Raw genomic sequence first — 22802 nt, 5'->3', positions numbered from 1 at the left:
TATGGGAAGAATAATATCTTTTTCTAGCGGTAAAGGTGGTGCGGGCAAAACTTTATGTTCAGTTAATTTTTCTGCAGAACTAGCTTCTAGGGGATATAAGGTCTTAGTATTTGATATAGATATTAACTGTTCTAATGTTTTTATCTTATTACATGTTAAGCCGCAATCCAAATTACAGGAATATTTTGAAGGTACTTTAACATTAAAAGAATGTGTTATAAGAAGTGAATATGGTATAGATGTTATAAGTGCCGGCGTTAATATACAAAGATTTGTTCAATTTGAAAATGATTTCAATTTATCTAATTTGGCAAAAGATTTGAAAGTGTTAGCAGAAGAATATGATTATGTTATTATAGACTATGCTGCAGGCATAACACAGCCTATGATGCGTTTCTATGAAATGTCTGATGATATAATATTAGTGGCAAATCCGGAAATAACAGCCCTTACAGATCTTTATAGACTTATGAAAATGATCTATGTTAATAATATGACAGATAAAATGTATTTAATAGTTAATAAAGTAAAAAACATAGATTGGGCTATCAATTTATATAGAGAAGTTAAAAAAGTAACATCAAAATTTTCTCTTGATATTAATTTAGTACTTTTAGGACCGGTTTTATTTGATGAAGAAAAAGTAATGATATCAGTACAAAAAAGAACTCCTATTATAATACTTTATCCTAAAACTCCTATAAAGGGTGGTTTTTCATTAGCAGTTACCAGATATTTATATGACATAGGTGTTATGAAAGATGAAAATGCAAGGGAAAAAACCTTCTCTGATTTCTTCTAATTAAAATCATTATATGGTTGTTTTTTGTTTGACTTTAATTTAATAGTGTAATATATTATTATTATGAGTTTATATTTTGTAATTAAAAATATTATAGCGATCGCATCGCATCGCATCGCATCGCATCGCATCGCATCGCATCGCATCGCATCGCATCGCATCGCATCGCATCGCATCGCATCGCATAAAAAATATAATTTTTATAAATTATGGAGCTATTTATTATGATATCTAGTTCCATAGTATATTTGTGCATTTTTCTTTGTTCAATCTTGAATTTCTTTTTTTTGAATAATAATGTTTCTCTATATCTTAATATAATTATTAAAAATTATCTTCATTTGGATTTTTATTATGTTTTATAATGATTATGAACATTTTATTAATAAAATAGTATGGTTTATTCCTTCAAAAAAACATAGAGATAATTTTAGAAAAATTTTATATGATATAGTTAATTCTATGTATAAATTAGAATATATTGTTGATAGGTTAAATATAAAAGATGACAAAAAAGGTATGATTATAATAGAGTCTGCTGGCGGTTTAGCAGATCAATTTGGAAAATATATTCTTGGTGAATCAATAAAAAGAAATTATAATTTTAATATAAAATATGATCTTACATGGTTTAGAACACATCATAAAGATATTGATGGTAAGCATGAAAGGCCATTTGAGTTATTAAAATTATGTCCTGATATTAGCTATGATATAGCTACAGAAGATGAAGTATTCTGTTATAAAGCATGTTTTGGCAATATGGTAAAAGAATATTTTAATTATGATATAAATCATATTTTATCAACTAAAAAAAATATATATCTTAATGGTTATCCTAAAATTCTTGATATAAATGTTGATGATGTAGTTAAAGATATAGATTTAGATAAATATCATTTTAAAAGTCTTATAGGAGAAAATTTATCATTGTATAATGAATTAAAAAATAATTTTTCTATCACTATACATGCAAGACTTGGAGATAGTCATGTTATGACAGAATTTAAAACTATATTTAATTCAGATTATAATGAATATGCTAGTTATTTTATAAAGTCGATAAATTATATTTACAATAAATTTAAAGATAATAACCCTAAATTTTTCTTTTTTTCAGATGATATAAATTGGGTTAATGACAATGTAATATCCAAATTAGATAAAAATATTCCATTTAAGATAAATGAAGAAAAAAATCCTCCGCATTTAGATGTTTATTTAATATCAAGTGCTAAACATCAGATTATATCATTAGGAGGATTTGGAAATTTAGCAAGTTTATTCAATAAAAATAAAGATAAAATAGTTATTAGACCTGATGATTTCCAGTCATTAATAAATAATTAAATTCTATTAATACATATATATTTTTAATAAAAATAAAATTATATGATTTTTTCTGTTAAAATATTTCTACATAATATAAGAAAAGAAGTTGTTTAAATTTGACAAATATAAATAATATTGGTAAACTATTAATATAATGTAATAGGAGGTATATGCTTGTATGAGTAAAAATATCGTTATCACTATAAGTAGAGAATTTGGAAGCGGCGGAAGATATATAGGGGAGATGGTTGCTAAAAAATTAGATATACCTTTTTATGATAAGGCCATAATAGAAATGGCATCAGATAAAACAGGTTTTTCTCCAGACTATATTAAAGAAAATGAGCAAAAATTGACAGGTGCTTCTTTATTTAATTTTGCAATAACAGGTTCTTATGCTGGAAATATGGTGTTTGGTAACGGAGAATCTTTACAGGATACTATGTTTTTTGCTCAAAGCAATGTTATTAAAGAAGTAGCTTCAAAACATTCTTGTGTTATAGTTGGAAGATGTGCTAATCATGTTTTAGAAGGAATGGATAACTGTATAAATATATTTATTTATTCAGATATGGAAAGCAAAATCAAACGTGCAGTTAATGAATATAAATTGGATAGTGCTAATATTGAGAAAATTCTTAAAGACAGAGATAAATTAAGGTCCAAACATTATAATTATTATACAGGTAAGAATTGGGGAGATGCTAGAAATTATCATGCTTGTTTAAATAGTGATTTTATAGGCATTGATAATACTATAGATATAATAGAAAAAATAGCAAAAGCTAAACTTGATAGTTAAGGATTGTTATGAAAATAATAGCTGACTTACATACTCATACATTAGTGAGTGAACATGCATACAGTACAGTTAATGAAATGGTGCAATCAGCTAAAGAAAAAGGTTTTTTGGCTTTAGCTATAACAGATCATGGACCTGCAGCAAGTGATGGTGCTAAGTCAGTTCATTTTAAAGCTATGCATAATTTACCTAATCATATTGATGGTATAAGACTTCTTAGAGGTTGTGAGGCAAATATAATAGATTATAGCGGAAAATTAGATTTAAGTGTTAATGTGCTTAATTATTTAGATTTTGTTATAGCTTCTTATCATGAAGATGCTATACAGCCTCTTACTGTAAAAGACCATACTAATGGATATGCTGAAGTTGTTAAGAATGCTGATGTTGATTGTTTGGGTCATGTCGGAAATCCAAAATTTTCATTTGATATCGAATATATAGTCAAATTGTGTAAAGAATATAATAAACTTATAGAAATTAATTCATCATCTTTTAAAGTAAGAGCTGGAAGCGGCCCTGTATGCAGAGAAGTTGCTTTGGCTTGTAAAAAATATGAAACTACTATTGTGGTAACTTCTGATGCTCATTCTATGTATAAAGTTGGTGATCATAAAGATTCTATAGATTTATTAGAGTCTATTAATTTTCCTGATAAACTTATACTTAATACAGATTATGATAGATTGATGGATTATCTTAATATAGAAAAATAGTAATATTTTAGTTCATTAATATATAATAATATAAAAAATATTTTTTTTATATTTTATATATGTAAAAATATATGGTTTTATAATTAATGATCTAATAATTTTTTTATTATTATCTATTTTTATTGAATATGTGATTATAGTATTGTTTTATGCAATAAATAGTACTATACTTATAATTGTTAATATTTTAAGCTGGTGTTTTATGTTTGATATCATTATTAAAAATATAGGTTCATTAATAACTGCTCAAGGTACTAATAGTTTATCCGGTAAGAATCAAGGTAAAGTTCAAGTTTATAGCGATGTTTCTATAGGTATAAAAAATGGTTTAATAGAATATATCGGAGAAGCTCCTACAGAAAAAGCTAAAAAAACAATTAATGCTAATGGTGCCTTAGTAACTCCTGGTTTGATAGATTGTCATACACATTTTATATACGGCGGTTCACGTGAAGAAGAAATGTATAATATCATTACTGGTCATATGAGCTATTCTGAAATAATAAAATCAGGATACGGGATACTTTCAACAGTAAATGATACTAGAGAACAGACAGAAAATACTCTTTATAAAAAATCAATACCTATATTAGATAGTATGTTAAGACATGGTACCACAACCGTAGAGGGTAAAAGCGGTTACGGATTAACATTAAAAGATGAAATAAAGATATTAAATGTTATGAAAAAATTGAATGATAATCATAAGATTAGCATAATATCTACATTTATGGGCGGACATGTAATTCCAAATGAATATAAAAATGACAGATCTGCTTATATAGATTTAATATGTAATGAAATGATACCAGAAATATCAAAATTAGGTCTTGCAGAATTTTGTGATGTATTTTGTGAGGATTGCGGACTTAATATGGAAGAAACAGATACGGTATTAACAGCAGCTCAAAAATATAATATGGGTATAAAAGTTCATTCAGATCAATTAGAAACTAGCGGAGGTTCTTATTTAGCGGCAAGATTTAATGCTATAAGTGCTGAACATTTGATTATGGCAGATGATATGTCTATACAAACAATAAAAAAACAAGGTGTAATAGCTGTACTATTGCCTAATGCTTCTTTTTATTTGGGAATGCCTTATGCTAGAGCCCGATATATGGTTGAATGCGGCATACCTATTGCAATAGCAACAGATTATAATCCAGGCTCCAGTCCAACTTTAAATATGCAGTTTATTATGAAATTAGCATATATAATATACAGATTAAACCCAGAGGAAATATTGAATGCAGTAACTATTAATGCTGCTTGTGCTCTTAATAGGGGAAAGGAGATAGGAACTATTGAAATTGGTAAAAAGGCTGATATTGTAGTGTGGAATTCAAAGAGTCTTCATTTCTTGCTTTATACTTTGGATAATAATTTGTGTAATATGGTTTTTAAATCAGGAGAGTTGGTTTACAGCAAATCAGAAGTCTAAGTAAAATTATATTAAATTAATTTACATTTAATCTACATAATGTTTCTTTGTATAGTATTATTAATAAGGGTATAAAAATATTATTTGTACTTGACAATTTACTTTTATTTGATTATATTATATAAATATACGTATATATCTCTGTACGTTTTTAGATTTATGAAGGGAGAATTATATATTAAATATAATGGAAGAAGAATTATTTTCTAGGAAGGAGTCTGTTAAGGATATTTTCAATATTATTGAAAATAAATTAAAAAGAGGCTTATTTAATGAATCTATGGAAGATTTTGACAGAATTATGTCTATGGATTTTGAAAGCCCTAATTTATATGAAAATATATCCTGCGTTAAGTTTTGGATTAACAGACTTGATAAATTTAAAAGTGTAGAGAGAAATTGCGTAGAATATTGTAAACTTTTAGATTCTACATATAAGAAATTCAGTATTTTTGTAGTAAGTAAGTCTTATGATGAGAATCTGGTAGCAATTAACGCTATACATTATTATGTCTATAATAAAACTATAGAATTAATAATGGAAAGAAACACTGATGATATTGAAAGCACGGAGGAACTGCATTTACTTTCTAATGCTTTTATAGAGTTAAAGGATTATTCTAGAGCATTAAAATCTTATGAATATTTAAATACAATAGAGCCTTATAATTCAAAAACACTAAGCTTTATTGCTATGATTTATAATATATTAGGCGATGAAAAAAAGTGTAAATTGTATATAAGAGAGGCATTGTTCTATGATCCTTTAAGTATAGAATTTGAAAATATTAGCTTAGAAATATTGAGAGAGATTAGAGACATTATAATAAAAAGAGGTGTTCATAATAATAGTCAAGAAGAAATAATACTTTGGATGAGTGCTTATGGTGAGCTTATGAATATACTAGATGTGAAAAGACCTTTGAGCGAAAAGGAGGAATTTGATTTGAGGAAAAGGATATCTAGGTTGGAAGCTGACTATAGAAAGCTAAAGTTAAGAGAAATTACTGCTCCTAAACTTTTGGCTTCTTATGCATTTTTGACAACATATCTTATTATGAGACAGAATGATTCAGATGTTGAAGAAGTGAAGGTATGGGGCAGAAAAATGGCTATGATAGACAAGGACTTGCTACAATACTATATAAAAATATTAGATAAGGAGTGATAACTATGTCAGAAGCTCTACAAAAATTGGAAAATATATTCTCAGAAGAAACATTTACTAGAAAGCCATTACTTAATTATACAACTAAATACTTTTTTGATTTAGCTGCTGTAATTAATGAAATAAATGATACTAATGATATAAATGCTGCTATAGAAACTGCTAAATTACAATTAGATAAAAATTCTAATCATATATCAGCATTGTATGCTAATGGACTTTTGCATTTAAAAATACAAAATTATACAGACGGCAGTTTAGATAGACTTTTAGGTATTTTTAAAAATGCTAAGAAGTGGAATATTGTTGAATTTATTGCACAGAAAATTTTAGATGAATATTATGAATGCGATTATGCTTTAAGATATTTGGCTAATTATTATCAAAACACTAATAGAGAAGCAGAGGCTTTAGAAATTTGGGAAAGACTTATACGTTTTGATGTTTCAAATCCGGAACTACCAGAAAAAATAGCTCATACCAAAGAAATGGCTGGAGATATTAATAGTGCTGTACATTATTATAAAATTGCTTTTGAAAGAAATCTTTTAAGAGAAAGAAGCAATGCTGAAAGTGATATAAAAAAAGTATTGCAGTATGAACCTGACAACTATAATTATTTATTAAAACATGAAAACGCTTTAAAGGCATTGGTTGATTCTAATATAATGATAGATGTTTGGAAAATCATATTTTTCTATTACTTAGAAAATAATAAATATAATGAAGCATTGAAAACTATAAAGAATTTGCTTAATTATGAACAAAATATAGTAGCTCAAAATAATAAAAAAGCTAAATTCTTTAGACATAGACTTGTAGATGTTTATAAAGCATTATATCCTAATCATACGCTTTTTGAAAAAATAGAGGAAATATCTTCAATAACTAATGTTAATAAAAAACCTAAAGAATGTATAGAAATATTTGAAAAATATATACAATATGATGTTGATAAATATGTTATTCATAGAAATTTCGGAGTAGGTAAGATTAAAGCTATTGATATAAATTTCTTAATGATAAAATTTGTATCTCAAGAAGATGTTAGAAAAATGACATTTGATATGGCTATACAATCTCTTTCTACTTTGCCTAGCGATGATATAAATGTTTATAAAGCATATAGATTAAATGAGATAAAGAAAATAGCAGAAGAAAATCCTACAGAACTTTTAACTATTATATTGAAGTATAAAAAAACTATTACAACAAAAGATTTGAAGCAGGAACTTACTTCTCAGCCAGCTGTAGTTGTTCCAGAGGCTTCTTATACTAAATGGTTGGAAACTGCTAAAAAATCTGTTAGGGCATCTACTACTGTTAAATTAGATAAAAATACTTTCCTTTATAATGAAGAAGCTGAAACTTATGATGCTGAATGTTTATCTAAATTTAATAATACAGATGATTTCTTTGAAAGATATCAAATATATATGGAATATTTAACTTATACTCCTAATTTGAATTCTGATGAAGCTAGAGAAATGAATGATTACTTTGTTAAAATTTCTAAAGACAAGAAATCACCTAATGATGCTAGAATAGTAAGTACTATATATTTAAGAAGTCAGTCTGATTATGATAAAGATATACCAGTTCTTGCAGATATAGTTAAGGATATAGATGATTACACTCATGTTTATGAGATATTGCCTTCTTCTAACTATAGAGAGAAATTTATTAAAGCTATTTGGGACGGAAGAAAAGATGATTATTACAATATAATATTAAAGATATTGTATTCTTCTCAAGTAAAAAATACTTATCTTATAGTAAACAAATTATTTGCTGACGGTAAAGTTGATTTATTGGCAAAAACTATAGATGATATTTTCCTTCATTATAGAGAATATCCTGATGCATTCGTATATTTTGCTCAGAAGATATTAGACGGTGAATATTATGATGATATAGAAGGCGATATTAAGATAAATAAAAATTCTCTTATGATAGGTTTATTGAGTATTATGCCTCACTTATCAAAAATGGTTGATAAGAAAGAAACTTCTGCTCAAGCTAGAAAACTTTTGAAGGTTGTATATGATTTAGTATTTGATAAGGCTTATTTACTTAAATTTATAGAAAATGAGTCTGAAGAAGATGTTAAAATTATATTCAGCGAATTCCAAAAATTAGTAAACTTAGAGCAGCATTATAAAACAGATATAATATCAGCTGTTATTAAACGTTTCCCAGATTGGAAAATATAATTCTGTCATAATAAAAATATATATAAAGGGTTTTACTGTAAAGTGAAGCCCTTTTATTATATCTTTATATTTTCTAAAACTTTTATAAAATTTAATCTTATTAATATAATAAATACTAAAAATATAATACTGAATAATATATACATAATATCTTTCATTTTTATGAATGATTCATATAATCTTGTCTTTTTATAAGGTGCACTATATCCTCTTACTTCCATAGCTACAGCAGTTTTTACTGATGATTGTATAGCTAAAATAACTATTGGTATAAAAAGATTTGCTATATTAGATATTTTTTCACCTAATGACATTAATTTATAATCCAATCCTCTAGCTTTTTGAGCCTTTCTTATTCTTAAAGCCTCATCTTTTATAAGAGGTATGAATTTTAAAGATAATGCTATTATAATACTGATACTTTCTATTGGGATTTTCAAATATTTTAAAGGATAGAATATTTTTTCAATGGCAAAACCTATATCCATTATGTCCATAGAAGATAATGTAACTGCTGCCAATATGATTATACCGAATAGTCTGAAAGTTGTATTTGCTATGTATCCTATATCTCTGCCTATAAGAAAATAGTTTATAAGTATAATTGATAGTAATAACCATATAGAAGCTAAAAATATTTTTAATATATTTTTTATATTTACACCTATAATAATTACATGCATCAATATTGCTGCAGCACAAAATATAGTTTGATTAATATTATTCATTACTATTAAAGATACAGCAAGGAATAATGTTGATAAGAAGATTGTTCTTGGATCAAATTTTTTAGTCATGATTATACTCTTTTAATAAAATAATTTTTGTATTAATTCATTTGAATTGGATACTTCATCAATATTTTTAATTCCTAATTTTTTTAATTCTTCTATATATTTATAAATTTCCGGTTCTATTAAGTTATATTCTTCTAATACTTTTTTTGAGAATAATAAATCTTTTGGTTTTCCTGATATATATTTTTTATTTTTATTTATGATGAAAACATTATCACCAAATTCTATAATATCATCTAGTATATGAGAAGATTGTATAATTGTAATTTTAGAGTTTTTATTTAATTCTTTTATAGTTTTCATAAATATATTTTTGCTTTCAAAATCAAGACCTGCAGTAGGTTCATCTAAGAATAATATTTTTGGAGAAGTTATTATTATAGAAGCTAATGCTATAGTTCTTTTTTGACCTCCGCTTATTTCAAAAGGAGATGCTTTTAATATTTTTTTATCTATATTTAATATTTCTAAAGTTTCTTTTAATTTTTTAGTTATTTCTTTACTGTCTAATTTATTTCTTTTTAGATTAAAAACTATTTCTTCTCTTACTGTATTATTAAAGAATTGTTTATCAGTGTATTGAAGCATTATGCCAGATGATTGTCTGAACTCTTTTAAATTATTTTTATTGTTTAATGTTTTACCGTCAAATAATATTTCACCGGATATTTTTTTTATAAGAAGACATATAGTTTCAAGAAGTGTAGATTTACCGCTTCCTGACACTCCGGCTAAAAAATGAAATTTACCGCTTTCAAAATCAGCATTCAAATTTTCTATGATTATATTTTTTTCTTTTTTATTTATTATGTATCCGGCAGTTAAATTTTTTAAAGATATTTCCATATATTTTCACAAACCTTTTTATAATCAAAAATGTATTCATCTATTAATATATTTTTCTTTTTATATAATTCATAAGCTAATTGAAAATTGATAGGCATATTAAGTTTATGAAATTCATCATTTTTTATTAATGCATTTACAAATTCATTTGCAGAACCATTAAAAGATACGGCACCATTATCCATAAATACAACCTCATTACAATATTCTATTTCATTTATATGATGCGTAACTATTATTATAGTTGTACCCATTGAATGTATTTTATTAAGAACTTCAATTACTTTCATTCTATTTTCAGCATCAAGCATAGAAGTTGGTTCATCTAATACTAGAATTTTTGGATTTAATACAAGAGATGAAGCTATGCAAAGTCTTTGTTTTTCTCCGCCTGATAATGAATGCACTTTATCTTTTCTTTTATTTGATAATCCTACTATTTCTAAAACTTCATCTATTTTTTTATTCATTTCTTTGCTTGGTACAGAATAGTTTTCCATAGCAAATGCAATATCAAGTTCTATAGTATCAGCAACTATTTGATCATCAGGATTTTGAAATACTAAACTAGCTATTTTATATATTTCAGATGTATTTTCATTTATATCCATATCAAATATTTTTATTTTGCCTTTATTTGCTTTTTCTATACCGAACATAAGTTTTATTAATGTAGATTTTCCGCTTCCATTTTTTCCAAGCAATGCTAAATAACTATTTTCATTTATTGTGAGATTAAGATTTTCTATGAAATTATTATCATCATCTTGAATATAAGAAAAGCATACATTTTCAAATTCAACAGCTTTATTCATTATAAAGTTCCTATTTATAAATCAAAAAAATATTAGGGCTTTAAAAAATAAAACCCTAATATTTTTTTATTGAAATTATTTTAAATAATCATCAACATCATAAAACGGTATATCTATATTATTTTCTTTTAAAATAGATTTAAATATTTCCATAAATATACCGCTTTCATTAATCATTTTTACTCTTGATGTTATATCTTCTTTATCTTTGTATATTCCAATTTCGCCTTCCCAATCAGCAGAGCAAGTTAAATTAACTCCGCAGCTTGGACTCCCTGCTATTCCATATACTCCTATTATCTCATAACCATTATCAATATATTCTTTAATTGTATTAACAAATGAATTAAGAGTTTCTATTGTATATTTTTTATATCCGCAATTACAGAATTGTTCTTTTACATGTCCCCATCTTTTTAATCCGTAACATTCAGTTTCAGGACAAGGCAATTGTAATATGCCTATATTATCTTCAAATAATTTTTTCACAAAAGGAAGAAATACATTCATATCTTTGTATTCTCCTTTTACAACAGCATTTTGATTTAATATGCAATGAGATAATATAGCCAGTCTTTTAGATCTCTTCATTTTCTAAACTCTCTTTAGATGATTTTTCCATCTTTTGAGCTAAAAGTTTTTTATTTGTAGTTATTTTTGATAATAAAGAATTTGGTATTCTTAAAATTATAATGTATGCTATTATACAAGATAAAGGCTTATCTATAATATTGGATATTATTCTAGGTATGAATGCAGAAGTAAATATTTTCTGACCGCTTTGAATTAAGAATCCTGTCATAATATCCATTGTTCCTCCAGCTAAACCTCCGTATAATATTACTGTTATAGGAGTTCCAACCAAAGGAGCAGCAACAGCAAGTATTACACCTGTTATAATAGCAGTATGAATTTTGAATCCAAATTTAACAGATATTAATCCAACTATTATACCTATCATCATATTAACTATGGCATAAGGCAATTCAGCAGGATTGTTTAACATAGAAGTTATTAAATTTGTAACAAATCCAGTGATAGCACCATAAAGAGGCCCTAATACTGCACCGCTTAATACTGTACCCATTACATCAAAAAATACGAATGGGATTTTCAAATGTGATGCTATAAATGATAGCACTATATTTAAAGCTACACCTATAGCACAAAAACTTAATGAATATGCTTTTGTTTTCATGTTATTTATCCTTTATTTTTAAAAAATTAAAATACTAATTAATGATATTCAATAGAAAGAATATAGATATTGTTTTTTATATAGACAACCTGTCTATGGTATTTATATTAACTGAGGAAAGTGGTATTGATTAATGAAATGCATATTTTGTGATAATGATAAAATATTCATAATAATTAATACCCTTATTGACTAATTTTTCGGTGCAATAATATAATCTAGGTAATAAAAAGTCAATAGTTTATAAAAAAATTGTAAAGTATTATAGCATTATTATGAATAGTAGTGTATAATACATTCAAATTTTTTAAATGGATAGGATTATGAAATTAAGATTATCAAAAAGAGCATTACAAGAAGATTTTCAGGGCAGTTTTGTAAAAGCTATTTTAGAGGTAGCAGCAAAAGGTAATTTGATATCATTTGCAGGAGGATTGCCTAATCCAACATCTTTCCCAGTTGAGGAATTAAAGGCTGCATCTATTAAAGTACTAGAAACAAAAGGTACTTATGCTTTGCAGTATAATAGTGCAGAAGGTTATAAGCCATTAAGAGAGTTCATTGCTAATAGGTATAAAAAGCAAGGTGTTAATGTTAATGCAGATGACATTCTCATTACTAATGGTTCTCAGCAAGCTTTGGATATTATTTCTTCATGTCTGTTAGATCCTGGTGATACAGTTCTAGTTGAAGATCCTTCATATTTAGCAGCATTACAGTCATTTCATTTATATAATCCTAGTATTAAAACTATTGATTTGAACGAAGATGGTGTTGATATAGAACAATTAAAAGAATCTATGGGTAAATATGATCATAAATTCTTCTACGCTGTTCCTAACTTTCAAAACCCAACAGGAATAACTTATACTAATGCTATTAGAGAAAAAATGGCAGAAATTATGAAAGGTAAGGATACATTCTTTATTGAAGATAACCCTTATGGAGAATTAAGATTTAAAGGCGAGCATCAAAAATCTTTATATACATATTTAGGAGAACAGGCTATACTTTTAGGTACATTCTCAAAAACAGTTGCTCCTGGACTTAGAATAGGTTGGATTGTTTGTTCTGTTAAAGAGTTAATGCAGAAAATGACAGAATATAAACAGCTTATAGATATGCATACAAGCACATTTGCTCAAGTTGTTGTTAGTCAGTATTTTGAAGATAATGATTATGATGCACATATAAAGAAAATTATAGACTTATACGGAAGACAATGCGGTTATATGTTGGAAGCTATGGATAAATATTTTCCAGATGATATGCATTGGACTCACCCAGAAGGCGGTATGTTTGTATGGGTTACTTTACCAAAAGGAATAGATGCTGTTGAATTCTATAAAAAAGCTGCTGATGAAGGTGTTGCAGTTGTACCTGGTGAGCCTTTCTATGAAGCTAAAAGAGGTTTGGGTACATTAAGATTAAATTATACTAATTCTAAACCTGAAGATATTGATAAAGGTATTTCTATACTAGCAAAAGTTATACAGGAAATGCGTAAATAAAATAATAAAATAACAAAAAATATTATAAGCAGCTTATAAAAATAGGCTGCTTTTTTATTTGTTTTATTTTTCAGTATATACTGAAAATTTTTAAGTTTGTCAACTGATGCACTTTATATAAATGTTATCTACTTTTTTGTCGCACAAAAAAGTAGCAAAAAACGCAATTGCTAGAACTTTATATTTTAAGAATATGTATCAAATATGGTATAATACCCTGATTTTAGGTTAAAAATGCAGTTCTTCGCGAAGCGTATCCGAGCCTGTTGAGGATATAAGGTTCTTTTATACCAATACTTACAGTACTTCCTTCGGTCGTAAAAGAACTGGGGTTCGGGGCAAAGCCCTGAAAATATTTTAAATTAAAAAATTATTTTGACAAAGTTAAAAATTTTTAGTATATACCTAAACAACTATATTTTGTAAAAATAAAATTATAGTTGTTTTTGGTATTTAGTACTTGAGTATTTATGTATGACATGTGGTTAGAAACAATAAAAAATAATAAAATTTTAAGTACAATATTATTGAAAATACATTAAAAACTTATATGTATTTCTTATTATCCTATAATTTATAACACTTGAAAAAATATTAATAGCCTATATAATATTTCAAACAATTTTTTTAAATCGGAGAATTTTATAAATGCAGTCAACAATGCCATATATGAATATTATAATAGCTGTTTGTGCGGTTATTATTGTTTTAGTTTTATTAATTGTAGTTTTGAAGAAAAAATCTAAGAAGCCTAAAGTATCTTTAACAAGCTCTAAAAGTAAATTTTCTTTATCATCATTATTTAATACTTCATCAATCAATGATGAATTTTTTGCAAGTTTAGAAAGCACATTGATAACAGCTGATGCAGGTGTAGAAACAACAAAAGATATAATTTCAAAATTAAGAGAAGTAGTAGAAAAAGAAAATATTAAAGATCCAGCAGAAGCTAAAAAACATTTAAGAGAAATTTTAAAATCTAAATTCATATCTAAAAAAATAGAATTAAAAGATAAAAATATATTATTTATAGTGGGAGTTAATGGGGTAGGTAAGACAACTTCAATAGCTAAACTAGCTAATATATTAAAACAAGATCATAAAGTTATATTGGCAGCAGCAGATACATTCAGAGCAGCAGCTATAGAACAATTAGAAGAATGGGCTAATAGACTTTCTGTTACTATAGTTAAGGGACAGCAAGCTGGAGACCCTGCTAGTGTATTATTCTCAGCTTTAGATAAAGCTAAGGCAACAAATGCTGATGTAGTTATAGTTGATACTGCAGGAAGATTCCATAATCAGGAAAATTTAGTAAGACAGCTTGAAAAAATGAAAAAGATAGCTACAGAAAGATTTACAGAGTTTAATTTTATTCCAATATTAGTATTAGATGCCAATGTAGGACATAATGGTATAGAACAGGCAAAAGTATTTACTAATGCTTTAGATATACAAGGAGCTATAGTTTCAAAATTAGATAGTACAGCTAAAGGCGGAGTAGCAATAAGTGTAGCTCATTATTTATCACTTCCTATATATTACGGCGGATTTGGTGAAAAGGTTGATGATTTTAGAGAATTTGATATAGATAATTTTATTGATTCTATATTACAATAAATAATAATTATTTTGGAGTTATATATGCCTTTAACCGTTAAACCATCTGATATTTTTGGTTCTGTATATATTCAAATAAGTAAAAGTGATGCTCATAGGGCTTTGATAGCATCTTCTTTAGCAAAAGAGCCAAGTATTATAAAGCCTTGGATTGATAATGTGGGTGTTGATATAGAAGTTACTAAAGAAGCTATATCAAATTTTGCAGATTTAGAGGTATTTGATGATGGTTTGAAGGTTACTCCAAAATCTGAATATAAAAAAGAATTAACCATAGATGTAAAAGAATCGGGAACAAGTTTAAGGCTTTTAATTCCAATAATGTCAGCATTAGGTATAGACTGTACTTTTATAGGTTCTAAGAAATTATTTTCAAGACCTATGGATATTTATAAAAATATTTGGAAAGAACAGGGATTAAAATTCAGTATATCAAAAAGTTCTTTAAAAGTTTCAGGACAATTAAAAAGCGGCGAATTTAAAATAAATGGTAATGTAAGCAGTCAGTTTGTAAGCGGTCTTTTATTTGCTTTGCCTTTATTGAATGGAAATTCAAAAATTATTATAGATGGCGAGCTTCAATCAGCACCTTATGTTATGATGACTTTAAAAACTCTTAGATCTGCTAATATAGAAATTTCTAAGAAAGACATTAATATTATAGAAGTTTATGGGGATCAGGAATATTCTCCTATTGATTATGAAATAGAATCTGATTGGTCTCATGCGGCATTTTTTGCTGCAGCTGGAGCTTTGGGAGGAGAAGTTACATTATATGGACTTAATAAGTATTCTATTCAAGGAGATAGAGAGATACTTAATATATTAAAGTTTATGGGTGCTTCTATTGTATACAATGAAGATAATTCCATAACAATTAAGAAAAATGCCAGACTTAATGCTTTAGATATTGATGTTGGAAATATACCTGATTTGGCACCTATTATTGTAACTTTAGCATGTACTGCCAAAGGTACAACAAAATTATATAATGCATCAAGATTAAGATATAAAGAAAGTGACAGAATAAATGATCTTAAAGACAGTTTCAGCAGAATAGGAGCTAAGATAAAAGTTACTAAAGATGAAATTTTCGTAGAAGGTGTTGAAAAATTAAAAGGCGGAAAAACTACATCTCATAATGACCATAGAATAGCTATGGCACTTTCTGTGGCTTCTATAGTGTCAAATGATAGCATTACTATAGATGATGCTGAATCTATAAATAAATCATCTTTCAGCTTTATAGAACAATTTAGAAGTATTGGGGCGAATATATCATTATAAATTATTTAATGCATTTTTGAGCATTTCTAGTTCTATATAGTTAGTTACAGGAACATCATTTTTGGCAAGTTCTGAGTATAAGAATATTTTTTGCTGTTTTTCATACCATTTTAATAACTCACCAGATTGGTATGCTTCTTTTAAGTTTGATGAAGTAAGCCATATAGCAGAATCTATTTCTGCTTTTATAGATTCTATATCATTATCAGTAAGTTTTGATACTAATGCTACTGTTTCATATAAATTGTCTTTTCTATAATCCATAGCTTTAAGTATTGCTCTTGTAAATTTTTCTACAGTTTCAGGGTGTCTTTGTATATAATTAGAAGTTGATATAAAACTGCTAGTTAATATTATATCATTACTGTAATGGGTAATGTTTGTAAGTATTTTATAATCATTTGGAATTGCTGTAAAAATTTCGCTTGTATATGGTTCCCAAGTAGATATAGCATCAACTTTTTTATTTATAAGTAAATTAGCAAGATTTGTTATATTGGCATTTATTAAATTAATATCTTTAGATGATAAATTAGCATTAGTTAAAGCTATATACAACATAGCTTCACCAGAAGTACCAAAATGGGTTGCTACAGTTCTTCCTTTTAATTCTTCTATAGAATTAATATTTGCCCATTTGGTAGTCATTATTGTTTCGCCTTTACTTATAGCATTTGGTATTAATATTTGTGCTTTTCCATCAATGATTAAATTATGTGCGGCATGACCTATATAAGCAAAATCAAGTTCTCCAGAAACCATAGATATAATAGCAGCATGACCATTAAAAAATTCAAATAGTTCTACATCTAAATTTTCTTCTTCAAAATACCCTTTTTCTTTTGCTATAGCAACAGCTGAAGCACCTGCAAATTCAGCTAAATATCCTACGTTTATTTTTATTGGTTTATCAGTATTTTCTGTATTAATTTCTTTATTTTCTTCGGAGTTATTATTTTGATTATTATTGCATGATATTCCTATTACTGCTAATAAAATAAAGAGGAGTATTAGTTGTTTCATATATGGATCCATTTTTTTAATTTATAAAAATATATGAATAATATTTTCATAATTATATATCATTACATCATATAAATATAAAAATATAACATATTATATATAACTCAATATTATATATTTTTGTAATAAAAAATATATATTTATGATAAGAAAAATAGTTTTTCTTTATTATAAAAGATTTATTATATTAGATGTAATTTTATATAAGTTGTTAAATGAAAATTATATTAAACTTTGAAATATTTTTTCTTATTTCTAAATTTTAATCTTACAACTCTAAACAAAGCCTCAGCTATAATATTTTTAGACATTTTTGATTGTCCGCTTCTTCTTTCATAAAATATTATAGGTTCTTCTTTTACTTTATATCCGTTACTCTCAAAAGAATAATTCATTTCTATTTGGAAAGAATATCCTGCAGAAAGTATATAGTCAAAGTTCATATTTTTTAATACAGATACTCTGAAGCATTTGAATCCTCCAGTAATATCCATAATTTTAGAACCTAATATAAATGAAGCATATCTATTTCCATAATATGATAAGAAAAGTCTTCTTAATGGCCAATTTACAACACTTATACCATTACAATATCTTGAACCTATTACTAAATCAAGTTTTTCTTCTTCCATTCTTTCTATAAACTTAATTACGAAATTTGGGTCATGAGAGAAATCAGCGTCCATTTCAATAACATAATCTGGGTTATATTGAAATGAATGTTTAAATCCGGCTATATATGCTGGTCCTAATCCTTCTTTTTTTTCTCTTTTTAATAAATGCACTCTATCATTATTTAAATACTTTTCAACTATAGATGCTGTTCCATCTGGACTATTATCATCTACAACTAAAATTTCAATATATGTTGGCAAATTTAAAACAGTATTTATCATTTTTTCTATATTGTCTTTTTCATTGTATGTTGGTATAACTATAATAGCTTTCATTTATCTGTTTCCCTTCTATTTCTCTTTTGTATAGTATCTATTTTTTTAGTTTTATTTGAATTCTTTTTGATATGTTTATCTATATTAAACATTATATAATGTACATATCTTATATTTGTAGATGTCGGATCTATAATATTTTTATAAGAGAATATTTCATCAGAATCTACAGTATAAAATACTATATCACCAAATAATATTATATCATTGTCATCTATAGCATTATCCATACCTATTAAATTAATTTTAACACCTATTGATATTGAAGTATCTATGATTTTATATCCAACGATATATGAATTCTCATAATCTAATTCCATATCAAGTGTATCAATTAAGTTTTTAAATGTTTTTATTTTTACTTCTTTATTTCTGTATTTAACTATTATGTTTTCTTTTATATCGCCTTCTTCAAAATTAAATGTAATAGACTGCATTTGATTGAAAGGCTGTTTTATTTTTAATTCTGTGATTAATTTTTTCGCTTTTTCTACATCTTCATTTGACATTTCTATAGGACTTGCTAATGATATTAGATATTGTTTATTTAATTTATAACTTTCATTATCTAATGTATAAAAAGCTTTATCTTTTTTGCTGTATTTTATATGTTTTAGGATTTTATCATTTTTGTTATATACAGTCCATATAAACATATCAGCCAATAAATTCATTATGTAGTTTTCAGTAAATATTTCAAGCCATTCGTCTACTGTCCATCTTTTGCCAGTCATTAATGCTTTATATAATCTGCTTATTTGGAATTTATAAGCCATTTTTACATGACTTTTCATGCTAGTGAATTCATATAGCAAATTTTTATCTAAATCATGATATTTATCTAATTTTGTTATAGTTTTATTAGTGTTATTATCTATTATTTTTGTTATATTTAATTGTTCATCTACAGTAATTGTGAAAGAGTGATTATCATCTTTTAATATTTTATTTCCATTTAAATCTATACCAAAATTAGGTATTATTTTATCACTTAATTTGTCTTCAGATATATTTAATCTTTTAGCAGCAGATTTAAATGCTAATTTTGATGCATTTTTTATTTGGAAATATTTGAAATTATTTGATATATAATCAATTACTATTAAAGAATAAAGACTTCCATTAGATGCTAATGCAGATATAGCGTAATTAGCAAGCGATATTCTTCCAGAATCACACCATTCTCTTACTTTATATACAATACTATCAATTTTATATTCATTTTCATATACTAAATAAGGTATCATTACATATTTATAAGATGTATCAGCACCCTCAAAAATCCATCTATCAAATACATTTTTTATTACATTGATAAAAGAAGTAAAATCAAAATATGAAATGATCTTATCTAAATCTCTTATTTTTGTAGGAGATTTTAATCTTGAATATTCCATATATATATATTTTATAACTATTATTGGTATATTTTGATTAGTGTCTTTACTAACAATACCATATAATAGTGATTCATCTATACATAGGAGGTTTTTTTCAAATTTTTTATTATAATTTTTATTAACGAAATTAACTAAACTATTAATATCTTTGAATCCTGAATTGATAATTTTTTTATTTTTCCATTTTTTTAATATATCTTTAGCTAAATCACTGTCTAAATTTTTAAGATATTCATAAGATTCTTTTTTCTTTCTATTAATTATTTTTATTACAGATCTTCTTATATTTTTTGATTTATTATCAAGTAGGGCACATAATACTTTACTGGAATTAAAGTTTATTTCCTTACTGTATAGCTCATTTAAAAATGGTATGAAATTTTTGCTGTTTTTAGTTATTCTCTTCACAAAATTTTTATTATGAAATAAACTTTCAAAAAATTCGCTATTATTTTTTATAAGCGAATAGAAAAAATTATTAAATTCTTTATTTTTTATTTGAACAGCAAATGAATCATAATAAGATATTCTGTCATTATAAGAATAGAAGAATATATATGATATGATTATATCTGATAAAGTAATATCAAAACCATTTAAATAATCTAAACTTGCCTGATATGTTATATTGAATCCTTCTTTTCTAACTAATATCAAATATATTAATGCTTTATAATTATTAGTTTTTAATACTATATTTAATAATTTTTGTGCTTTTTTAGAATATTCAGCTAATAGAAGTATATAGTATATTCTGTAATTTGTTAATAAAGATTTTTTTATAAATTCAATATCATTAATGTTTGGAGCTTTTCTTAAATTATATGGTGCATAAGGTTTTAAAGCACTGAAATATCCAAATGCAGACTTTTTAACATGAAATTTTTTGATTAATTCATATCTCTTATCATCTTCATATATAATATCATCATTTATAACTGTAACACTATTTGGTGTTCCTAAATGTTCTACAATATTGTATTTGGAATAGTATGAATCATATATTTTTTGAAGAAGATGATCTATTTTCTTTTCAGCTATTTTTAAATTAACTTTTTCATCATTATTTTTTAATAAAATAGCAGTTAATATTAAATATATTCCGCAGTTATTACTTTTTTCTAATTTTGAATATAATGTATAAAAATACTCTTTATCTTTATTGTAAGTGTAATTAGCCTCTCGTAAGAAATCTAAGGCATATATATCATTTTCTACTATGCCTCTATTGATAACACATATCTCTTTTTCTAAGTTATAGCCTTCATATCTTCTGCTAAACAAAGTACTATTAAATTTTTCCATAAAAAACTCTTTTCATAATTAGCTAAACTACCCATATTATACTATTTTTCAGATAAAAATAAATACTATATTTATTTATAAATTCTTTATAGCTAATTGTCCGCAGCCAGCTAAAATTTCTTGTCCTTGTTTAAATCTTTCTACTACTTCAATTCCATTATCTTTTAGTATGGATTTAAATCTTAGTATAATATCTTTATTAGGTCGCTGCAATTCAGGAGCATGTTCAACAGGATTCATAGGTATTACATTTACTTTGAAAGGGAATTCTTTTTTCAAATTTACCAGTCTATAAGCATCATTAACTGAATCATTTAGATCTTTTATAAGAACCCATTCAAAAGTTATCATTCTTTTACCATTTCTGCTATATCTTTTTAGTACAGCCATAAGGTTTTCTATAGGATATCTTTTGTTAATAGGCATTATTTTATCTCTTACATCATTTTTTAGTGAATGTAAAGAAACAGCTAATCTGCAGTCTAAATCCCTTTCTATTAATTGTTTTATTCCAACAACCTCACCAGAAGTCGATATAGTAATATGTCTTATACCTAAATTAAATCCTTTAAAGGAATTAATAGTTTCTATTGCTTTGAAAAGGTTTTTTGTATTAGCTAAAGGCTCACCCATACCCATAAAAACAATAGAATTTACCTTTTTTGTAACAGCTCTCATCAAAATAAACTCTGCTAAAATCTCATCAGCAGTAAGATTGCGTGATAATCCCATATTTCCTGTAGCACAAAAAGCACAGCCATATCCGCATCCTACTTGAGATGATAGGCAAAAAGTTACTCTGTCTTTTTTATTTAAAATAACAGATTCTATTTTCTTCTTATCATATAATGAAATCAATAATTTTTGTGTTCCATATTCATCTTCAGATATAGTTTCTATTTTAGAGTTATGTATAAAATAGTTTTCATCTAATAAAGTACGTAAATTTTTTGGTATATTGCTCATATCATCAAAAGTTATGGCATATTTTTTATAAATCCAATTAAGTACTTGAGATGCATGGAATTTTGGAAAGTTATTTTCCTCACAGAATTTAGATAATTCTTCTTCTGAAACATTCATTATAGATATTTTTTTTGACATATTTTCCTATTAAATTATCAATTTATTAATTATTTTACTTATAACCTATAAGCTAAAATCAAACCCCTCAGCAGCTTTTCTTAGGTGTAGAATCGCTATTGCTAGGAGCAGAAGAACCACTGTTTTTAGCTTTATAATCATTTACATAGAATCCTTTACCTTTAAATATTATACCGCTATTTAAAGATATCATTCTTTTAGCTTCACTGCCGCATTCTGGACAGGTAGCTTTAGCTTCTGCGGTTATTGATTGGAATTCTTCAAATTCTTTACCGCAGTTTTCGCATTTATATTCATAAGTTGGCATGTTTTTTCCTCTTTTGTTTGTTTTGAAAATTATTATTAAATAATAATTTTTTAATATAATATAATCTAATAGTATATTATTTAAATTGGAATCTGTCAAGTATATTTATTACCAGATTATGTTTAAGAGCCATAGATATTGCACACTTTTAGTTTAAAAAAA

Annotated in this window: 20 protein-coding genes; 10 read left to right on the top strand and 10 right to left on the bottom strand. The window is 25.8% G+C overall.

The features are described 5' to 3' along the window. The first annotated feature begins 1 nt into the window (after nt 1). The 7 genes from R4K56_RS09265 to R4K56_RS09235 all read left to right on the top strand — a co-directional run bounded on the left by R4K56_RS09265 (nt 2) and on the right by R4K56_RS09235 (nt 8477). Nucleotides 2-802 carry an AAA family ATPase gene (locus tag R4K56_RS09265; protein ID WP_335759434.1) on the top strand — a complete coding sequence of 267 codons (801 nt, stop codon included), beginning with the start codon at nt 2-4 and terminating at the stop codon, nt 800-802. A 354-nt stretch (nt 803-1156) separates the two neighbouring features. Beyond that, nucleotides 1157-2152: an alpha-1,2-fucosyltransferase gene (locus R4K56_RS09260; protein WP_335772414.1), complete on the top strand. Its 996-nt coding sequence runs from the start codon at nt 1157-1159 to the stop codon at nt 2150-2152. A gap of 160 nt (nt 2153-2312) precedes the next feature. Further along, the gene (locus R4K56_RS09255) at nt 2313-2936 is read left to right on the top strand and encodes a cytidylate kinase-like family protein (RefSeq protein WP_335759435.1); all 624 of its coding nucleotides are present in this window, start codon (nt 2313-2315) and stop codon (nt 2934-2936) included. An 8-nt stretch (nt 2937-2944) separates the two neighbouring features. Next, on the top strand, nt 2945-3652 hold the full coding sequence (locus R4K56_RS09250) for a phosphatase (RefSeq protein WP_335759436.1): 708 nt from the start codon (nt 2945-2947) through the stop codon (nt 3650-3652). A 202-nt stretch (nt 3653-3854) separates the two neighbouring features. Further along, nucleotides 3855-5096 carry an imidazolonepropionase gene (gene hutI, locus R4K56_RS09245; protein WP_335772415.1) on the top strand — a complete coding sequence of 414 codons (1242 nt, stop codon included), beginning with the start codon at nt 3855-3857 and terminating at the stop codon, nt 5094-5096. A gap of 187 nt (nt 5097-5283) precedes the next feature. After that, nucleotides 5284-6264 (top strand): tetratricopeptide repeat protein, encoded by a 981-nt coding sequence (locus R4K56_RS09240; protein WP_335772416.1) that lies wholly within the window; start codon nt 5284-5286, stop codon nt 6262-6264. A gap of 5 nt (nt 6265-6269) precedes the next feature. Beyond that, a complete protein-coding gene (locus R4K56_RS09235) occupies nt 6270-8477 on the top strand; it encodes a transcript cleavage factor (protein ID WP_335759438.1) in 2208 nt (735 codons plus the stop codon). A gap of 56 nt (nt 8478-8533) precedes the next feature. Here R4K56_RS09235 and R4K56_RS09230 read toward each other — a convergent pair whose 3' ends face one another. From R4K56_RS09230 to R4K56_RS09210, 5 genes are all read right to left on the bottom strand, one after another. Then, nucleotides 8534-9274, bottom strand: a complete 741-nt coding sequence (locus tag R4K56_RS09230) for an energy-coupling factor transporter transmembrane component T family protein (RefSeq protein WP_335769208.1) — start codon at nt 9272-9274, stop codon at nt 8534-8536. Nucleotides 9275-9286: 12 nt separating this feature from the next. Beyond that, nucleotides 9287-10120: an ATP-binding cassette domain-containing protein gene (locus R4K56_RS09225; protein ID WP_335757176.1), complete on the bottom strand. Its 834-nt coding sequence runs from the start codon at nt 10118-10120 to the stop codon at nt 9287-9289. After that, a complete protein-coding gene (locus R4K56_RS09220) occupies nt 10105-10935 on the bottom strand; it encodes an energy-coupling factor ABC transporter ATP-binding protein (protein WP_335757177.1) in 831 nt (276 codons plus the stop codon). Before R4K56_RS09220 ends, R4K56_RS09225 begins: the two co-directional genes overlap by 16 nt. Before the next feature lie 75 nt (nt 10936-11010). Further along, nucleotides 11011-11526 carry a CD3072 family TudS-related putative desulfidase gene (locus R4K56_RS09215; protein ID WP_335757178.1) on the bottom strand — a complete coding sequence of 172 codons (516 nt, stop codon included), beginning with the start codon at nt 11524-11526 and terminating at the stop codon, nt 11011-11013. Further along, on the bottom strand, nt 11513-12133 hold the full coding sequence (locus tag R4K56_RS09210; protein WP_335757179.1) for a CD3073 family putative ECF transporter S component: 621 nt from the start codon (nt 12131-12133) through the stop codon (nt 11513-11515). Before R4K56_RS09210 ends, R4K56_RS09215 begins: the two co-directional genes overlap by 14 nt. 323 nt (nt 12134-12456) lie before the next feature. Between R4K56_RS09210 and R4K56_RS09205 the strand changes: the two genes are divergently transcribed. From R4K56_RS09205 to aroA, 3 genes are all read left to right on the top strand, one after another. Continuing rightward, nucleotides 12457-13644 carry an aminotransferase-like domain-containing protein gene (locus tag R4K56_RS09205; RefSeq protein ID WP_335757180.1) on the top strand — a complete coding sequence of 396 codons (1188 nt, stop codon included), beginning with the start codon at nt 12457-12459 and terminating at the stop codon, nt 13642-13644. Nucleotides 13645-14304: 660 nt separating this feature from the next. Next, nucleotides 14305-15264, top strand: coding sequence for a signal recognition particle-docking protein FtsY (ftsY, locus tag R4K56_RS09200; RefSeq protein WP_418232760.1), 960 nt, complete (start codon nt 14305-14307; stop codon nt 15262-15264). A 24-nt stretch (nt 15265-15288) separates the two neighbouring features. Next, on the top strand, nt 15289-16551 hold the full coding sequence (aroA, locus tag R4K56_RS09195; protein ID WP_335758578.1) for a 3-phosphoshikimate 1-carboxyvinyltransferase: 1263 nt from the start codon (nt 15289-15291) through the stop codon (nt 16549-16551). Here aroA and R4K56_RS09190 read toward each other — a convergent pair. The 5 genes from R4K56_RS09190 to R4K56_RS09170 form a co-directional block, all read right to left on the bottom strand. Then, the gene (locus R4K56_RS09190; protein ID WP_335758577.1) at nt 16546-17574 is read right to left on the bottom strand and encodes an ABC transporter substrate-binding protein; all 1029 of its coding nucleotides are present in this window, start codon (nt 17572-17574) and stop codon (nt 16546-16548) included. The genes aroA and R4K56_RS09190 overlap by 6 nt on opposite strands. A gap of 227 nt (nt 17575-17801) precedes the next feature. Continuing rightward, complete coding sequence (locus tag R4K56_RS09185; protein ID WP_335758576.1) at nt 17802-18524, bottom strand: polyprenol monophosphomannose synthase; 723 nt, start codon at nt 18522-18524, stop codon at nt 17802-17804. Then, the gene (locus R4K56_RS09180) at nt 18521-21229 is read right to left on the bottom strand and encodes a DUF4132 domain-containing protein (RefSeq protein ID WP_335772417.1); all 2709 of its coding nucleotides are present in this window, start codon (nt 21227-21229) and stop codon (nt 18521-18523) included. Before R4K56_RS09180 ends, R4K56_RS09185 begins: the two co-directional genes overlap by 4 nt. Before the next feature lie 75 nt (nt 21230-21304). Continuing rightward, nucleotides 21305-22333 (bottom strand): dual-specificity RNA methyltransferase RlmN, encoded by a 1029-nt coding sequence (gene rlmN, locus R4K56_RS09175; RefSeq protein WP_297296243.1) that lies wholly within the window; start codon nt 22331-22333, stop codon nt 21305-21307. 67 nt (nt 22334-22400) lie between these two features. Continuing rightward, nucleotides 22401-22640, bottom strand: a complete 240-nt coding sequence (locus R4K56_RS09170) for an FmdB family zinc ribbon protein (RefSeq protein ID WP_297296245.1) — start codon at nt 22638-22640, stop codon at nt 22401-22403. Nucleotides 22641-22802: the final 162 nt, after the last annotated feature.

This window comes from Brachyspira pulli (genome assembly GCF_036997785.1).
Taxonomy (GTDB): domain Bacteria; phylum Spirochaetota; class Brachyspiria; order Brachyspirales; family Brachyspiraceae; genus Brachyspira; species Brachyspira pulli.
The sequence above is the reverse complement of the archived record's forward strand: the minus strand, read 5'-3'. Positions and strand labels throughout refer to the sequence as shown.

What these genes read in the sequence shown, in the direction of transcription:
- R4K56_RS09265 (WP_335759434.1), top strand. Translation starts at nt 2, where the DNA reads ATGGGAAGAATAATATCTTTTTCTAGCGGTAAAGGTGGTGCGGGCAAA.
- R4K56_RS09260 (WP_335772414.1), top strand. Translation starts at nt 1,157, where the DNA reads ATGTTTTATAATGATTATGAACATTTTATTAATAAAATAGTATGGTTT.
- R4K56_RS09255 (WP_335759435.1), top strand. Translation starts at nt 2,313, where the DNA reads ATGAGTAAAAATATCGTTATCACTATAAGTAGAGAATTTGGAAGCGGC.
- R4K56_RS09250 (WP_335759436.1), top strand. Translation starts at nt 2,945, where the DNA reads ATGAAAATAATAGCTGACTTACATACTCATACATTAGTGAGTGAACAT.
- hutI (WP_335772415.1), top strand. Translation starts at nt 3,855, where the DNA reads ATGTTTGATATCATTATTAAAAATATAGGTTCATTAATAACTGCTCAA.
- R4K56_RS09240 (WP_335772416.1), top strand. Translation starts at nt 5,284, where the DNA reads ATGGAAGAAGAATTATTTTCTAGGAAGGAGTCTGTTAAGGATATTTTC.
- R4K56_RS09235 (WP_335759438.1), top strand. Translation starts at nt 6,270, where the DNA reads ATGTCAGAAGCTCTACAAAAATTGGAAAATATATTCTCAGAAGAAACA.
- R4K56_RS09230 (WP_335769208.1), bottom strand. Translation starts at nt 9,274, where the DNA reads ATGACTAAAAAATTTGATCCAAGAACAATCTTCTTATCAACATTATTC.
- R4K56_RS09225 (WP_335757176.1), bottom strand. Translation starts at nt 10,120, where the DNA reads ATGGAAATATCTTTAAAAAATTTAACTGCCGGATACATAATAAATAAA.
- R4K56_RS09220 (WP_335757177.1), bottom strand. Translation starts at nt 10,935, where the DNA reads ATGAATAAAGCTGTTGAATTTGAAAATGTATGCTTTTCTTATATTCAA.
- R4K56_RS09215 (WP_335757178.1), bottom strand. Translation starts at nt 11,526, where the DNA reads ATGAAGAGATCTAAAAGACTGGCTATATTATCTCATTGCATATTAAAT.
- R4K56_RS09210 (WP_335757179.1), bottom strand. Translation starts at nt 12,133, where the DNA reads ATGAAAACAAAAGCATATTCATTAAGTTTTTGTGCTATAGGTGTAGCT.
- R4K56_RS09205 (WP_335757180.1), top strand. Translation starts at nt 12,457, where the DNA reads ATGAAATTAAGATTATCAAAAAGAGCATTACAAGAAGATTTTCAGGGC.
- ftsY (WP_418232760.1), top strand. Translation starts at nt 14,305, where the DNA reads ATGCCATATATGAATATTATAATAGCTGTTTGTGCGGTTATTATTGTT.
- aroA (WP_335758578.1), top strand. Translation starts at nt 15,289, where the DNA reads ATGCCTTTAACCGTTAAACCATCTGATATTTTTGGTTCTGTATATATT.
- R4K56_RS09190 (WP_335758577.1), bottom strand. Translation starts at nt 17,574, where the DNA reads ATGAAACAACTAATACTCCTCTTTATTTTATTAGCAGTAATAGGAATA.
- R4K56_RS09185 (WP_335758576.1), bottom strand. Translation starts at nt 18,524, where the DNA reads ATGAAAGCTATTATAGTTATACCAACATACAATGAAAAAGACAATATA.
- R4K56_RS09180 (WP_335772417.1), bottom strand. Translation starts at nt 21,229, where the DNA reads ATGGAAAAATTTAATAGTACTTTGTTTAGCAGAAGATATGAAGGCTAT.
- rlmN (WP_297296243.1), bottom strand. Translation starts at nt 22,333, where the DNA reads ATGTCAAAAAAAATATCTATAATGAATGTTTCAGAAGAAGAATTATCT.
- R4K56_RS09170 (WP_297296245.1), bottom strand. Translation starts at nt 22,640, where the DNA reads ATGCCAACTTATGAATATAAATGCGAAAACTGCGGTAAAGAATTTGAA.